This window comes from Runella limosa DSM 17973, from assembly GCF_000482465.1.
Taxonomy (GTDB): Bacteria; Bacteroidota; Bacteroidia; order Cytophagales; family Spirosomataceae; genus Runella; species Runella limosa.
Genome location: NZ_KI519424.1, coordinates 14,787 through 29,511, shown reverse-complemented (window position 1 = coordinate 29,511; position 14,725 = coordinate 14,787). Strand labels below are relative to the sequence as shown.

Below are 14,725 nucleotides of genomic sequence, written 5' to 3'. Positions count from 1 at the left end.
TTGGAACAAAATACGGCTGCAAAAGTGCCACTTTCATAAAGGTTCTGAATTTTGGAACAAATGGAACAAAGCTCTTTATTTTATTGATTTTCAAACTATTAAAATGTTCCAAAATTTGTTCCAATAATGTTCCAAATGTTCCACTTTTCAGGAGGTCTTGCCATTTCTTCAATTTTGTTCCATTTTTTTTCCAAATCCTCAGAAATGCGGGCTTTTGTCAATCGCCAAAAAACACAGTGCAATTTCTAGTTATCCTCTATTTGTCGCTGAAAGAAAAAGATTCGTCGAAATCCCTAACCATTAGCACCCATGATTAAACCCGAATTAATCGAAAAAGCCAATGCCGTTTCAATTGTTGACTTTTTGGCGGCAAAAGGCATAGAGCCAGTCAAAGCCATCGGCAAAGAACTCGTTTATCACTCCCCGCTGAGGGACGACCCTACGCCATCATTTTTTGTGAATCCTGCCAAAAATAGCTTTAAAGACTTTGGCGTCGATGAGCACCGAGGCAGTGTATTACGGCTTGTGCAGTTGCTGGAGCAATGTAACTTTCCTGTTGCGGTCGCTAAACTATTGGAGTTTAAAGGCCAAGCGCTTGAGAGCTACGCCAATCTTTTTCTTTCAGCGACCGAAATACCCAAGCCAAAGGCCAACGACCCTAAAATTGTGTACCCTGTACAAAACCCCGTCCTTATCAACTATGTGCAATCACGCGGAGTCCCCTACTCATTGGCTAAAAAGTACCTGTACGAAGTAATGACTACCACCAACGACCGAGTTTACTTTACCGTCGGTTTTTCCAATGATTCAAAAGGATTTGCATTACGTAACAAATACTTCAAAGGATGTTTAGGAGAACAAGATATAACGACTTTTGATTTTGAGTCCCGAAATACGGTAGCCGTTTTTGAGGGTTTCTTCGATTTCCTATCAGCCCTCGTTTGGTTTGGCCGTGAAGCTCCACGGATTCCAACCGTAATTCTGAACACCACCAACAACCGAAAAAAAGCCGTTGCCTACCTTCGTGAGTTCAAAGAAGTGAATTGTTTTTTTGATCGCGACGAAACAGGAATCAAATGTTTCAATCTTTTACGCGACCGCGACGGGCTTCCCGTCAGTGATTGTTCTGGACTTTATGAAGGTTTTAACGATTTTAATGATTTCCTCGTAAATGCGCCGAGAAAACAGTGATTTCAATCGTAAAATGTAGCCTGTGGATATAAAAAAGCCTGTAAATCGTTGATTTACAGGCTTGTGCAGAGAGAGAGGGATTCGAACCCCCGGACCTGTTACAGTCAACGGTTTTCAAGACCGCCGCATTCGACCACTCTGCCATCTCTCTTTGTTTTTCCCTTACTCGTCGTTTGGGATTGCAAAAGTAGGACTATTACGCAGCTTTGTCAAGCTTTTTCTCAGAAAAAATCTAAAAAATAAGCTCAACAGCGCTTAAAAACGCCCTTTTTGCTGATTATCAATTTGTTAAAATTACTCCAATGCTTGCTTTAAATCCGCAATTAAATCATCTATGTGTTCTAGCCCTACTGAAATTCTAAGCAGGTCTTTAGGGCTCACCGAATGAACTCCCTCCGCCGTCGCTCGGTGTTCAATCAAACTTTCTACTCCTCCCAAACTCGTGGCTCTAATAAACACTTTTACTTTGCTTTTCAAGGCCAATGCCGCCTCTTCTCCCCCTTTTACTTGAATCGACAACATCGCTCCCCCCGCACTCATTTGTTTTTTGGCCACTTCTACTCCACTATGACTCGGCAAAAAAGGGTAATGAACGACTTCCAAAGCAGGATGTGTACCCAGAAATTCGGCCAACTGTGCCGCATTCGACGTTTGCTGCCGCACCCGCAAAGGCAAAGTTTTAAGTCCCCTCAAAACCAACCAACAATCAAATGGCGAAGGTACAGCCCCTCCTAAAGCTTGTATCATTCGCGCTTTCTCGGCCAACGGTCCATTTTCTTTAAATATCAATGCCCCACTCAACAAATCGCTGTGTCCCCCAAAGTATTTGGTGGCCGAGTGCATCGACACATCACAGCCCAAATCAAGTGGGCGTTGTAAAACAGGGGTTGCCCATGTATTGTCACAAACGGTATAAGCGCCTCTTTGACGAGCCAACGTAGCTACCTCCGCAATGTCAGTAATTTTGAGTTGGGGATTCGACGGGCTTTCTATCCACACTAATTTGGTATTGGGCAAAAAAGCCGCTTCAATCGCTGCTAAATCGCTCATGTCCACCTTTGTGTATTTTAAACCCCAAACGGACATGATTTCCTGCAATAAAGCGGGAGTTCCGTAGTAAGCATCGTCTGGCACAATAACGTGGTCATTGGGAGAAAGACACTGAAAAATAGTAGCCGTAGCCGCTTGCCCCGACGCAAAAGCCATCCCAACTTCCCCTCCTTCCAATATCGCGTAGGCTTTTTCCAATGAATTTCGGTTGGGGTTACTGGCTCGGGTATAAATATGTCCGTGAGGAATACTGCTATCGGGCTCACGCTCGAACGTAGTTGACAAATAAATGGGAGGCACCACTGCACTGGCATTGGCATCGTGGTACTGAGTACTATTAATGACTAAAGTTTCAAAATTCATAGGTCTTCAATGGAAATAATAGCAGTTTGTACTGTCAATTTTCAACCGTTAAAAACTGACCCCACAATTTTACTTCAAATCTTTTTTGAAACAAAAATTACTTGCGTACGTTTGCATACAGTATGCAAGCATACTGTATTACATCCTAAATAAGACTTAACTCTTTTTACCTCCCCATGAACACCTATCAGACCTTTGAAGTGACCGTCGAGCACTTTGTTGCCCGCGTTTTTTTTAATCGACCCGAGCGTGCTAATGCCTTAAACCAAACCGCTTGGGATGAAATGAAAGCGATTTTCGAAGAACTTGATGAGAATGATGAGGTTAGGGTCACTGTGCTGAGTGGGCACGGCAAGCATTTTTGCGCAGGAATCGACCTGGAGCTTTTGATGAACGTGGCACAGTTTTCAAATGCGTGTGAAGGACGAAAAAGAGAGCAACTTCGCAAAAAAGTATTGGCGCTGCAAGCTCCTATCAACGCCATTGAGCAGTGCAGCAAACCCGTCATTGCGGCCATCAAAGGAGGCTGTATTGGTGGTGGAGTGGATATTATAAGTGCTTGCGATATGCGCTACTGCACCGATGATGCGTATTTTACCATCAAAGAAATTGACATGGGCATGGTGGCAGATTTAGGAACTTTACAGCGTTTACCCAAAATAATTCCTCAAGGAATAGCACGCGAATTGGCATTTACGGGTCGAAATGTAGCAGGTATTGAAGCAGAACGTATCGGGTTAGTCAACCGTACTTTTGCCAGCGCCGAAGAAATGTACACTGAAGTGATGAAAGTAGCTCAAACAATTGCAGCTAAATCGCCCTTGTCTATTCGAGGCACCAAGGCAATTCTCAACCACAGCCGTGATCATTCGGTAGCCGATGGCTTAGAGTATATGGCAACTTGGAATGCCGCTATGTTACTTTCGGACGACTTAATGGAGGCTTTTCAGGCGAAAATGCAGAAACGTGAGGCAATTTTTAAATAGACAAGCACGAACATAAAGGCGACAAAACCACGTCCTTGCTTTTTGGCAAGAAAAATGGCTTTGTCGCCTCTGCTTATTCACTCGTTTCGCGCGTTGATTATACGCGACGAAGTTTTGCTTCAATCGTTTGTTGCGTATGTGGCACTGCCCGTAGTCGCTCCTTTGGAATCAATTTTCCAGTATCAATACAAATGCCGTACGTACCGTTTTTGATGCGAATAAGTGCGTTTTCAAGCTGCGTAATAAATTTTTGCAAACGCCCAGCCGATTGGCTCATTTGCTCCCGCTCGCTTGTGTCCACATCTTCCATCAATTTGGTCGCTGCACCAGTATTGTCGGTACCACTGTCATTTTTGCGACTTAATGTGTCCTTAATGTACGCCAATTCTTTCCGCGCAACTTCAAGTTTTGTGTTGATGATTTCTTCGAACTCCTTCAACTCTTCTTCAGAGTAACGTTTTTTTTCTTCCTGTGCTGACATAATAAAACTCCTTGGTTTGGGGTACAACTTAATGGCGGAAGTCAATTAAGCCGCAAAAATACGTTTTATTCGGTTCTGTCAAACCATTTTTACGACCGTTTAATAAAAACTTATTTTTTGTCGATTTTATGTTTTCCAATAAATACCAAGTAATATTTGGATAAAACCCCAAGAACCTATAGACTATTTCAACCTTTTGACAAAGAGTTCTATTTCATTTTACACCCACAAATTGCACTATATCAAGAAAAAACTATCCTTTTGTATTTTTTGTTATAATAATAGTAAGTTTGCGCCAAGAAGCTCAGGTGCTTTTTGTGTCCTGAGATTTTATCATCAAACGAACATTCCAAATAATCAGATTTCTTTAAAGTTATGACTTACATTGAGCCCGCTCCTATCAAAGATAAGGAGAATCCATTGGAGTCGATGATGTCGCGTTTTGACAAAGCGGCCGAACTCCTTGGTATTAGCGATGAAATGTACCACATTCTCAAAGTCCCCCGCAAACAGGTCGTAGTCGGTCTTCCCGTTACGATGGACAATGGCCAAATCAAAGTCTTTGAAGGTTACCGTGTCATTCACTCTACCATCCTTGGCCCCGCCAAAGGAGGTATTCGATTTGATATGGCCGTCAACATTGACGAAGTGCGCGCCCTTGCAGCTTGGATGACTTGGAAATGTGCCGTAGTAGATATTCCGTACGGCGGGGCAAAGGGAGGGATTGCTTGCAACCCTCGTACGATGTCCGCAGGTGAAATCGAGCGCCTCATGCGCGCTTACACCTTGTCGATGCTAGATGTTTTTGGCCCCGACAAAGACATTCCCGCTCCCGATATGGGGACAGGCCCCCGCGAAATGGCGTGGTTGATGGATGAATACTCCAAAGCCATGGGTATGACCGTTCATGGTGTGGTAACGGGCAAACCGCTCGTATTGGGTGGTTCGCTTGGCCGTACCGAAGCCACAGGCCGTGGCGTAACGGTTTCGGCGCTTGCTGCCATGGAAAAAATGCGCATCAATCCGTACCGAGCAACGGTCGCCGTTCAAGGTTTTGGAAACGTTGGTATGTTTGCGGCTTCTCTCATGCACGAACGCGGCGTAACAGTCCAAGCCATCAGTGATATTTCGGGTGGGTATTTCAATGCCCGAGGTATCGACATTGAGGATGCAATGAAGTACCGCGCAGCCAATGGTGGCATTATGGAGGGTTATAAAGAGGCAGACAAAATAACTAACGAAGAACTCCTTTCGCTTCCAGTAGATGTGTTGGTACCAGCAGCCAAAGAGGATGTTATTACCCACGACAATGCCGCGTATATCCAAGCCAAAATGATTGTGGAGGGTGCCAACGGGCCTACTTCTGCCAGTGCCGATGACATCATCAATGAAAAGGGTATTATGGTTGTTCCCGATATTTTAGCCAATGCGGGCGGTGTTACGGTTTCTTATTTTGAGTGGGTTCAAAACCGTATTGGTTACAAATGGAACCTCGAACGCATCAACCGCCGTTCGGATCGCATTATGAAAGATGCCTTTGAAAACGTGTATGCTACTTCGCAAAAATACCAAGTAAACATGCGACTTGCGGCTTATATTGTTGCGATTGACAAAGTAGCAAGTACCTATAAGTACCGTGGTGGTTATTAGATAATAGATTCGTATTTCCTTCAAAATACTCAATCAACCAAAAGGGCAAGTTGCGAATTGTAACTTGCCCTTTTTATCTAGCTGCCGTACAATTGTCGCTTTGATGATAAAGTAAAGATAGAAAAATTGAAGCGGTTTGCCTACTTTTGCAACGTTTATCTAAAAACCCCGTACGTATGACAATTCATAAAGAAGGTTTCGCTAGTATTGGTTTAGCAGGCGCATTTGTATTAATTACCAATTGGCTCTTGCGCTACTTTATAGGCGAAATCGAATGGCTAACAACCACTTGGCTTGTGGTATCACTCGTCTTCTTTTTTATTATTGTTCAATTTTTCCGTAAACCAACGCGGATTACGCCCATTCACCCCAACCACGTAATCGCCCCTTGTGATGGCAAAGTGGTAGTCATTGAAGAAGTGGTTGAAACAGAATACTTTAAAGGCCCACGTCGGCAAGTTTCTATTTTCATGTCACCCATCAATGTCCATATCAACTGGAACCCCATTGCTGGTGTGGTTAACTATTTCAAATACCACCCAGGCAAATACTTGGTAGCGTGGCATCCCAAATCTAGTACAGAAAACGAACGCACAACTACGGTCATAAAAGCACCCAACGGCGTTGAAGTACTTTTTCGTCAAATTGCAGGTGCCTTAGCAAAACGCATTGTTTGGTACGTAAAAGAAGGTCAACAGGTAAGCCAAGGGTCCGAAATGGGATTTATAAAATTTGGCTCACGCGTCGATATTTACTTACCTCTTGATGCTGATATTAAAGTAAATCTTGAAGAAAAAACAACGGGCGGTATCACGGTGTTAGCACATTTAAAATAAGTCTCGACATTAAAAATCATGCTATCTACGACAGAATCTACTTCACATTATGACAACCTCGACCAAATGAGTGTTCGGGAGTTGCTCACTAACATCAACAACGAAGACAAAACAGTTCCTTACGCCGTCGAAAAAGCCATTCCTCAAATAGAGGCATTGGTTGAGCAAATCGTCGTTAGAATGAAACAAGGTGGTCGCCTTTTTTACATTGGTGCAGGAACAAGTGGTCGCTTAGGTGTGGTAGATGCCTCAGAATGTCCCCCAACTTACGGCGTACCTTTTGATTTGGTCATCGGTATCATGGCAGGCGGCGACAGTGCCATCCGTAAAGCCGTCGAAAATGCCGAAGATGACCCCAATCAGGCATGGCTTGACCTCCAAGCTTACGACATTGACGAACTAGATTCATTGATTGGAATTGCTGCTTCGGGCCGCACACCGTATGTAATTGGTGGGCTCAATCAAGCCCGAAATGCTGGAATTTTAACGGGCTGTATTGTGTGCAATGTAGGCTCAAAAGTAGCCGCTGCGGCCGAATATCCCGTCGAAATCGTCGTAGGCCCCGAGTTTGTCACTGGTAGTACCCGCATGAAATCAGGAACGGCCCAAAAATTAGCCCTCAATATGATTTCTACTTCGGTGATGATTCAACTTGGACGCGTACAAGGCAACAAAATGGTGGATATGCAAATGACTAATTTTAAACTCGTTCAACGCGCCATCCGAATGGTACGAGAAGAATTGCCGCACATCACACCCGAAGAAGCGCAAGCGCTGTTAGATGCCCACGGAAGCGTTCGCAATGCTGTTGAAGCTGGCCGCAATTTGTCATGAAAAAAATCTGGAACAGCCTTAAAGAGCACGTAAAAGCCGATTTTGATGTTAAAACGTATGGTTTTACGGCTGTTTTTCTGGTGGTAATCATTGCCATCAATTACCGTATAAATTTAGAGCGGGGAATCATTGATAGTTATCGTGGCAACCCTATTCGCATTTTCTGGTATTTTTTACTATACGCCTTCGCTTATTACGGAGGCGTTTTTATTTATACCCTTTGCAAAAAAGAAACCTCCGCACTGCGTACACCCACTTTCTGGCTGTATAGTCTATTCATCTTAGGAGTGCTGGGTTTAGACGGCGGCTTTTATGCCTACAACCAATGGAGTAAAGAGCTATTTGATGGACAAATTTACATCTTTGCTTTCCATTGTTTGTCAAACCTTTTTTCGGTTTTAACAGTCGTACTTCCCTTTTTAGTCTTTTATTATTTCATTGACCAGCAGCCTTCTTACTTTTACGGACTACGCCCCCAATGGTTTGTTGTAAAGCCCTACTTACTTTTGGTTGTTTTTATGGTTCCCCTTATTGGCTGGGCCTCGTTTCAACCTGATTTTTTGCGCTCTTACCCTTCCTACAAAGGTTCTAACGCCGCTGCGTTTTTTGGGGTATCTCCTTGGGTAACTACCTTATTTTATGAGGTTTGTTATGGTTTTGACTTCTGCATTACGGAGTGGCTTTTTCGAGGATTTTTAACCATTGGAATGGCTCGATTTTTAGGTCGAGGAGTCATCGTTCCAATGGTCGTTTGTTATGCTTCCCTCCATTTTGGAAAACCATTGGGCGAGACCATCGGCTCTATTTTCGGAGGCTATATTCTTGGGGTGTTGGCTTTACAAACTAGAAGTATCTGGGGTGGCATTATTGTTCATGTGGGAGTAGCTTGGCTGATGGACTTAGCGGCTTGGCTTCAGAAAGCTGAGATTTACTAACACCTTCCTCCTCACTCGCTGGCGTTAAACTTTCAACCCCACGCACAAAAAGCGCGCGACTTGGAAAAGCAAAAGTGGCTCCTTGGGTTCGAACGATTTCCAGTATTTTGAAATTCACGTCTTCTCGCACGCGCATAAATTCTTTCCAAACAGACGTACCCACGTGGTAAATTACTACTACGTCCAACGAGCTTTCACTCAAAAGCTCTAACCTTACGGTGGGTTCTTTCGACCCAGTGATGTATTGAGAAAGCAGGTACTCACGGATTTCCTCAATGATTTTTTCGATGGTTTCCGAAGGTGTATCGTAAGCCAACCGAACGTAATACTTGGCGCGGCGGTGGGTTCGTTGTGAAACATTTTCGAGGGCTTGGGTCACCATCAATCGGTTGGGCACGGTTATCAAACTGCCATCGTCCGAACGAACGCGCGTGCTTCTAAACCCAATTTGTTCTACCTCTCCCGAAATCTTATCCAATACGACCGATTGCCCCACCAAAAAAGGGCGTTCGAGCATGATGGTTATCGAAGCGATGAGGTTTTCGAGCGTTTCGCGGGCCGCCAACGCAATCACCACTCCCCCAATCCCCAAACTGGTAATTAGTGCCCAAACGTTTACCTCATATACTTTGTGGAGCATGACAAAAAAACAAGTCAGTGTCCAAAAAACAATGGCAATGTCTTTGAAGAAAGGAACGAGTTGGTCATCTAAGGCCGAGGGCGTTTCGGCAGCTTGCTGCTTGAATATCAAGGAAATAAACTTTATCAAACGAATTCCTAACCAGCCGATTGCCACCGACAACATTGTTTGATAGGCACGCTCCAACAGCATCAGCCAGCCAAATTTTTCAGGCGAAGCCCAATTCCATTCGGAAGGCACTTTGAGGTGATGAAAGGCCGAAAATAAAATAACAAGGGTGATAAGCGCCTCAAAAGGACGGCGAGTAAGACGCACAAATTCAGCCACGGGGATATTACCAGCCTCACTTTTGATAAAACGGTAAATCGTCCGACTCACGGTAAAGGAAAGTCCGCGCCGAAGGATGATTCCTAAACCCAGTATGCCCACAAACCAAAGTAAATCGCTGATTTTGTTTTCTAAAATGGTGTAATGAAGCCAATACGAAACTTGGTCCATGTCTTTAGCTAGTTGATTCGGCTACAAAACAACGACGTATTTGGCGCTTTCACAACAAAAAGCGGGTTATCGAATGGTCAATTTTGATAACTTGACCAAAAATACCTCTTTTCGACGGCGGGCGACTTCAATCTGAGCATCGTCGTTCATCACCACCGTTCCTCCCTCCCCTTTGATGTATTTCTTCACTTGCCGCAAATTGATAAGGTACTGATTATGAACCCGTACAAAGCCATAAGGGCTTAACAATTCTTCGTATTCTTTTAAGTTTTTGGACACCATTATTTTTTTTCGACCCATAAAGTGAAAAATGGTATAATTCGCATCTGATTCACAGCGAACAATTTCCCGAATCGGTACATAAAAAATCCCTTCTTGCGTCGGAAGCGCCATTTGCATACTCTCCGACTGTCCTCCTCGAAGGTTTTGCAACAGTACTTCTACATTTTGCGCCGATGATTTTTTGGTTTTTATACGCTCAGAAGCCCGTTGAATAGCGGCCTCAAGTTCGTCGCCATCAATAGGTTTTAATAAATAATCGACCGCCCCAATTTTAAAGGCTTTTACGGCATAGTGGTCGAATCCTGTGGTAAAAATCACCTCAAAATCAATCCGTTCGAGGCCATCGAGCATGTCAAATCCGCTTTTACCAGGCATCTGAATGTCCAAAAAAACTAAATCAGGATTCAGCACCTGAATGGCGCGGGCACCTTCGTCGGCCGAATGACAAAACTGCATCACGTAAATGTCTTGAGCATACAGTTCGAGGAGTTTTTTAAGGGCTTGGCACCCCATGAGTTCGTCGTCAACGATGAGCGCTTTTAACATAATTTGAATTGGGCAATGTCTGGCAAAACTATTTTTACTTTTGTTCCTGAAGGCTCACCCGTTTTGTCGTACAAATCGTCGATGATGATTTTGGCTCCTTCGGTATTGTACTGACGATTAAAGGTTTCGATGCTTTCGAGTACGTTTTGAGTCCCTTTCGATTTTCGGCTGGGCGACAATTGTTTACTTATCTCTTTTGACTTTACCCGCCCAACCCCGTTGTCTTCAATGGTACACGAAACCAGCGTTGTAGTTTCTCGATGAAACGAGAGTATAATTTTACCTTGTTCCGAACGGTGCATCAGTCCGTGCCAAATGGCATTTTCGACGTGCGGTTGTATCATCATGGTAGGAAAAACGGTTTCGTGCGCCTCCAAGCGAGGATCTACTTTAATTTCAAAATCAAACTTATTTTTCCCGAAACGCATTTGTTCTAACTCCACATAAAGGTTCATAAAGGTTACAATTCGTTCGATGGTCTGAAGTGGCGTATCGGTATTGTCCAAAATTTGCCGAATCAATTTAGAAAACTTGGTGAGGTACTTCGACGCTTGGTGGTTTTGATCGTGTAAAATAAAATTATTGATGGAATTGAGGCAATTAAAGATAAAATGGGGGTTCATTTGCGCCCGTAACGCCTTCATTTCCAAGGCCGCAATCTGACGATTGAGCATGGCTTTTTCTTTTTCTCTCTCCTGAATACGTCGTATTCTTCCCGTAAAAAACACCACCAACGCCGCAACACCCGCCATAATCGCCAAAAACCTAAACCAATCTTTTGTCCAAAAAGGAGCGGTCACTCGTACTTTCAGCGTCAGTGGAGTTTCGTTCCAAACTCCGTCCGAATTGCTAGCTTTTACCTTAAAAACATAGTCTCCTGGAGGAATTTGCGAATAACTCACAAAATGACGGTTTCCGCTGTATATCCAATTTTTATCAACACCCTCCAATTGATACGCGTACTGATTTTTTTGGGGTGAAGTAAAATCTAGCGCGGCAAATTCAAACGACAAAAAGTTTTCTGTATAGCTCGTTTCGATCATACCTTTCCCAAAAACATTCACCGAATGGTTCATCACTTTTACCTCTGTAATGGCAACTGGCGAAGAACTACCACGGCGTTGTAACCCAGAAGGTTGGAAAATAGTAAAGCCATTGACTCCCCCAAACGCCATCTCGCCAGAAGCTAACTTAAGGTACGCTCCCCCATTAAACTCATTGTTTTGAATACCATCGTGTACATCAAAAGCCGTAAAAGTCTCATTTTTAGGATTAAAACGTGCCAACCCCATGTTGGTACTCATCCACACTTGACCATTGTCATCCACCAACGAACCATACACGATGCTGTTGGGCAGGCCGTCGTCGGTGGTATATAGCTTAAATCGCTTAGACAACGGATTGTATTTCCCAAAACCTACCCGATAACTACTAATCCAAAGAACTGAATCACTACTTAGGTTGACACTGCTCAGGTCCCCCACCTCAATATTAGTCGATGGTATCACCAGTGGCACAGGCTCAATCGTCTCATTTATAGGCGAATACTTTTGCAGTCCTACTCCTCTCCCAATCCAAATTATCCCTTTTGAATCTTCTTTAAATGAGTTTATCAAATCGTCGTACCCGCTTGCATTGGCCCAAAAACGATACTTTTTTGTCGGATAATCAAACGTAAATAACCCTTTGACCGTCCCCATCCAAATCCGCTTTCGGCTATCCATGTAAATCGTCCGAATGGCAGTTGATTGAAGCGAATCAAAAATGCCCTTACACGCAAGCGAAGGTGCGGTAAACTTTCCTTTTGAGGTATCATACTGCACCAAGCCATTACTCGTTGCCCCCCAAAACAGGCCCGGCTCTACCTCAATCAGCGCATAGAGTTGGCTTTGGCCTTCTGTTTGTGGCTTACTCACCCTCACTTTCCCTGTTTTCTTATTCCAAACGTTGATTCCTTCGCCGTCTGTTCCTACCAACAGGTTGTCGCCCACTTCGGCAAAAGACAAAACGAAGTTGTAATTCAGCCCATTATCTTGATTTATCGTCCGAAATTTACCCAACCGCAGATTTACCTTGTTCAGCCCACTGTTATTACTTCCCACCCATATCAAGCCCGAATTATCTTCAAAAATGTCGTTGAGCGGCGACCCTTTGAGGCTGTTGAGGCGCTGATACGTCAAATCGGAAGGCAGAAAATCCATTTTTTCGGTTTTGGTATCCAAACAAACCAACCCCGACTGTAGGCTCAACCAACATCTCCCATTTTTGCCAATTGTCATCGACCGAATTGGAAATGTAATAAGCTCAGGAAAAAGAGCTCGTAAAGAATACTTTTTTACCAATTTCAGGGAATGACTATCAAAAGCCCAAACGCCTTCATTTTCGACCCCTATCCAAATCAAGTTGTTATATACTTGCATCGGACGAATGTCACTGTCGGGAGCCAACCCAAAAGAGACTGCTTTGTACTTGTTTTTTTTCACGTCCAACAACCAATAGTTTTCACTGGTAGAAATCAATAGCCTATTGGTATCAAGCTGTGCGGCATTTAGTATGTTAAACTTAGGGATTTTGCAGTAGGTACGTTTGCTTTTAGTATCTAGGAAATAAAGACCTTTGTTGCTACACACCCAAAGATTCCCTTTTGCGCCTGGCAGGATTTTTCGTATTCTAACATTTGGCAAAAACGTACGGATAGAATCCGTCAATATATTGAGTTGGGCAATGCCATTCCGAGTCCCTACCCAAAGGTGCTCGTCGCCATTGTGGAATAACTGCCGAATACTATTGCTGGGAAGCCCCACCACTGATTGCCCAATCTGCGCCCGATAAGGTTTGAACTGATACCCGTCGTACCGTAGAAGTCCATCGTCGGTACCTACCCAAAGAAAACCCCGACTATCTTGGGTGATGCTCCAAACTGTATTTTGGGAAAGGCCGTTTCGGTTGTCAAAATTTTCCACCCAAGCATTTTGAAACACCTGCGCAAACAGCGACGGGATACTCCACCCCAGCAAATACAACAAAAGTCCGCCTTTAAGCCGCATGTTTTTCCAATCAATGTTTTGAACAATCCCCAAAGTAGCAAATTACCAAAAATACATCCAAGCCCGCCACCTTTTTACAGATACTGCCAGTTATTCATCGGTAGTTTTTCGGGGCTTTTGTCCAATTTATTTTTGAATCATCAAAAAACAAAACCCCTTGAAGTTATGAACGCGCTCACTCATCCGCCTTTGCCTCTGCTTGTAAAAACTCCTCCTCAGCGAAAAGTCTCCATCCCAAAAATCACGTTGCCTTACATGAATCGCTTTGTGAGTATCCCAATCACCCAGATACTCTATATCCAAAGTGATGTCAACTACAGCAATATCTACCTAAAAGATGGGCGGCGTTTTCTAGTGGCTAAAACCTTAAAGGAATATAATCAAGAGTTAAAAACTTACCCTTTTGCCCGAATACATAAATCATTTTTGGTCAACCTCGATTCCATCTCATCCTGTGATTTTCCTGAATACGAAGTGCATCTTCAAAATGGGTTGTGCCTACCTATTGCGCGCCGCAAACGCAAAGTGTTTCAGCAAGTGTATCACATCTTTCAACATACCCAACGGTTAGCCAACTAAACTCATGGAAATGGCATTATTTATTGTTGGAATCATCATCGCATTTTGCCTGTTTTTTACTGCACTGTGGTCAGCCATCGTTTTTGGTTTTTCGCACGTTAGCGGTTGGCAAAATTTAGCGAGCCAGTATGCCACGCCTCCTCTCCAAGAAGGTTTTTATACCAACGTAAGTGGGCAGGTGGGATTGGCTAGTTACAACAACTTACTCCGAATCGCTTTTACAGAAAAAGGGCTGTATTTGCACATAATGCCATTTTTTCAAGTCGGTCATAAACCTTTACTACTTCCTTGGCACCAATTACGCCACTGGGAACTCACAACTTCTTTGTTTAGAAAAGTGGTTTATTGCCAAATTGATGGAGTACGGATCACCCTTCCTCACAAATATTGGGGGACGCTCCAAAGTTACCTTAGCGCCTACGCCTAATTTCAACAGTTATGCTCCGAATTCTCCTCATCATTATCCTTTTTGTAATCATTGCAGGTTATTTTTTTGTGCAGTGGGCCAATAAACCAGAAAACGTAGCTGCTCTGCTCCAGCAAAGAGCTGAAGAAAAAAACAAGCCCATCTGGATAGTGTACAAGCCATTGAAGAAAAATTGGCCTAGTGGCCTCTACTACCAACAGCAGCGATTGGAACGGAAGTGTCATTGGTACGTTCAAAAGCCTTAAAATATGGACGTGGAACTAACGACTCAACGCATGAAACCTACTTGTAAACCTCACGTAAACCTTCTCTTACTGATGGGAATTATTTCCTGGCTTTTGACCGCTTGTGGGTTGAGTTCGCCCAAAGAAACCGAACGC

14 protein-coding genes and 1 tRNA gene are annotated in these 14,725 nt (G+C 43.7%); 9 read left to right on the top strand and 6 right to left on the bottom strand.

Annotated features, from left to right (window positions below):
• Nucleotides 1-309: 309 nt before the first annotated feature.
• Complete coding sequence (locus K339_RS0121675) at nt 310-1,191, top strand: DUF8464 domain-containing protein (protein ID WP_028525480.1); 882 nt, start codon at nt 310-312, stop codon at nt 1,189-1,191.
• A 66-nt stretch (nt 1,192-1,257) separates the two neighbouring features.
• Here the strand turns inward: K339_RS0121675 and K339_RS0121670 are convergent.
• Nucleotides 1,258-1,342: transfer RNA gene (locus K339_RS0121670), tRNA-Ser, on the bottom strand.
• 143 nt (nt 1,343-1,485) lie between these two features.
• Nucleotides 1,486-2,604 carry a trans-sulfuration enzyme family protein gene (locus tag K339_RS0121665; protein ID WP_028525479.1) on the bottom strand — a complete coding sequence of 373 codons (1,119 nt, stop codon included), beginning with the start codon at nt 2,602-2,604 and terminating at the stop codon, nt 1,486-1,488.
• A gap of 176 nt (nt 2,605-2,780) precedes the next feature.
• On the opposite strand from K339_RS0121665, the gene K339_RS0121660 reads away from it, so the two are divergent.
• Nucleotides 2,781-3,590 (top strand): crotonase/enoyl-CoA hydratase family protein, encoded by an 810-nt coding sequence (locus K339_RS0121660; RefSeq protein WP_028525478.1) that lies wholly within the window; start codon nt 2,781-2,783, stop codon nt 3,588-3,590.
• Between the two features lie 97 nt (nt 3,591-3,687).
• Here K339_RS0121660 and K339_RS0121655 read toward each other — a convergent pair whose 3' ends face one another.
• The gene (locus K339_RS0121655; protein WP_028525477.1) at nt 3,688-4,071 is read right to left on the bottom strand and encodes a TraR/DksA family transcriptional regulator; all 384 of its coding nucleotides are present in this window, start codon (nt 4,069-4,071) and stop codon (nt 3,688-3,690) included.
• A 375-nt stretch (nt 4,072-4,446) separates the two neighbouring features.
• On the opposite strand from K339_RS0121655, the gene K339_RS0121650 reads away from it, so the two are divergent.
• From K339_RS0121650 to K339_RS0121635, 4 genes are all read left to right on the top strand, one after another.
• Nucleotides 4,447-5,721 carry a Glu/Leu/Phe/Val family dehydrogenase gene (locus tag K339_RS0121650; protein WP_028525476.1) on the top strand — a complete coding sequence of 425 codons (1,275 nt, stop codon included), beginning with the start codon at nt 4,447-4,449 and terminating at the stop codon, nt 5,719-5,721.
• Between the two features lie 176 nt (nt 5,722-5,897).
• Entirely contained in the window at nt 5,898-6,557 is a 660-nt protein-coding gene (locus tag K339_RS0121645; RefSeq protein ID WP_028525475.1) for a phosphatidylserine decarboxylase family protein, read from the top strand.
• An 18-nt stretch (nt 6,558-6,575) separates the two neighbouring features.
• Entirely contained in the window at nt 6,576-7,391 is an 816-nt protein-coding gene (gene murQ, locus K339_RS0121640) for an N-acetylmuramic acid 6-phosphate etherase (protein WP_037301559.1), read from the top strand.
• Complete coding sequence (locus K339_RS0121635; protein WP_028525473.1) at nt 7,388-8,326, top strand: CPBP family intramembrane glutamic endopeptidase; 939 nt, start codon at nt 7,388-7,390, stop codon at nt 8,324-8,326. Before murQ ends, K339_RS0121635 begins: the two co-directional genes overlap by 4 nt.
• On the opposite strand, the gene K339_RS0121630 is transcribed toward K339_RS0121635, so the two are convergent.
• The 3 genes from K339_RS0121630 to K339_RS0121620 form a co-directional block, all read right to left on the bottom strand.
• Nucleotides 8,256-9,464, bottom strand: coding sequence for a mechanosensitive ion channel family protein (locus tag K339_RS0121630; protein ID WP_028525472.1), 1,209 nt, complete (start codon nt 9,462-9,464; stop codon nt 8,256-8,258). The two genes, K339_RS0121635 and K339_RS0121630, sit on opposite strands and share 71 nt — an antisense overlap.
• Nucleotides 9,465-9,530: 66 nt before the next feature.
• Nucleotides 9,531-10,292, bottom strand: coding sequence for a LytR/AlgR family response regulator transcription factor (locus tag K339_RS0121625; RefSeq protein WP_037301556.1), 762 nt, complete (start codon nt 10,290-10,292; stop codon nt 9,531-9,533).
• A complete protein-coding gene (locus K339_RS0121620; RefSeq protein WP_157607692.1) occupies nt 10,286-13,339 on the bottom strand; it encodes a ligand-binding sensor domain-containing protein in 3,054 nt (1,017 codons plus the stop codon). Before K339_RS0121620 ends, K339_RS0121625 begins: the two co-directional genes overlap by 7 nt.
• A gap of 165 nt (nt 13,340-13,504) precedes the next feature.
• On the opposite strand from K339_RS0121620, the gene K339_RS34420 reads away from it, so the two are divergent.
• The 3 genes from K339_RS34420 to K339_RS0121605 are packed head-to-tail and all read left to right on the top strand — an operon-like array spanning nt 13,505 to nt 14,590.
• On the top strand, nt 13,505-13,918 hold the full coding sequence (locus tag K339_RS34420) for a LytR/AlgR family response regulator transcription factor (protein WP_051398161.1): 414 nt from the start codon (nt 13,505-13,507) through the stop codon (nt 13,916-13,918).
• A 10-nt stretch (nt 13,919-13,928) separates the two neighbouring features.
• The gene (locus tag K339_RS0121610) at nt 13,929-14,345 is read left to right on the top strand and encodes a hypothetical protein (protein ID WP_157607691.1); all 417 of its coding nucleotides are present in this window, start codon (nt 13,929-13,931) and stop codon (nt 14,343-14,345) included.
• Between the two features lie 11 nt (nt 14,346-14,356).
• The gene (locus tag K339_RS0121605; protein WP_028525468.1) at nt 14,357-14,590 is read left to right on the top strand and encodes a hypothetical protein; all 234 of its coding nucleotides are present in this window, start codon (nt 14,357-14,359) and stop codon (nt 14,588-14,590) included.
• Nucleotides 14,591-14,725 lie beyond the last annotated feature (135 nt).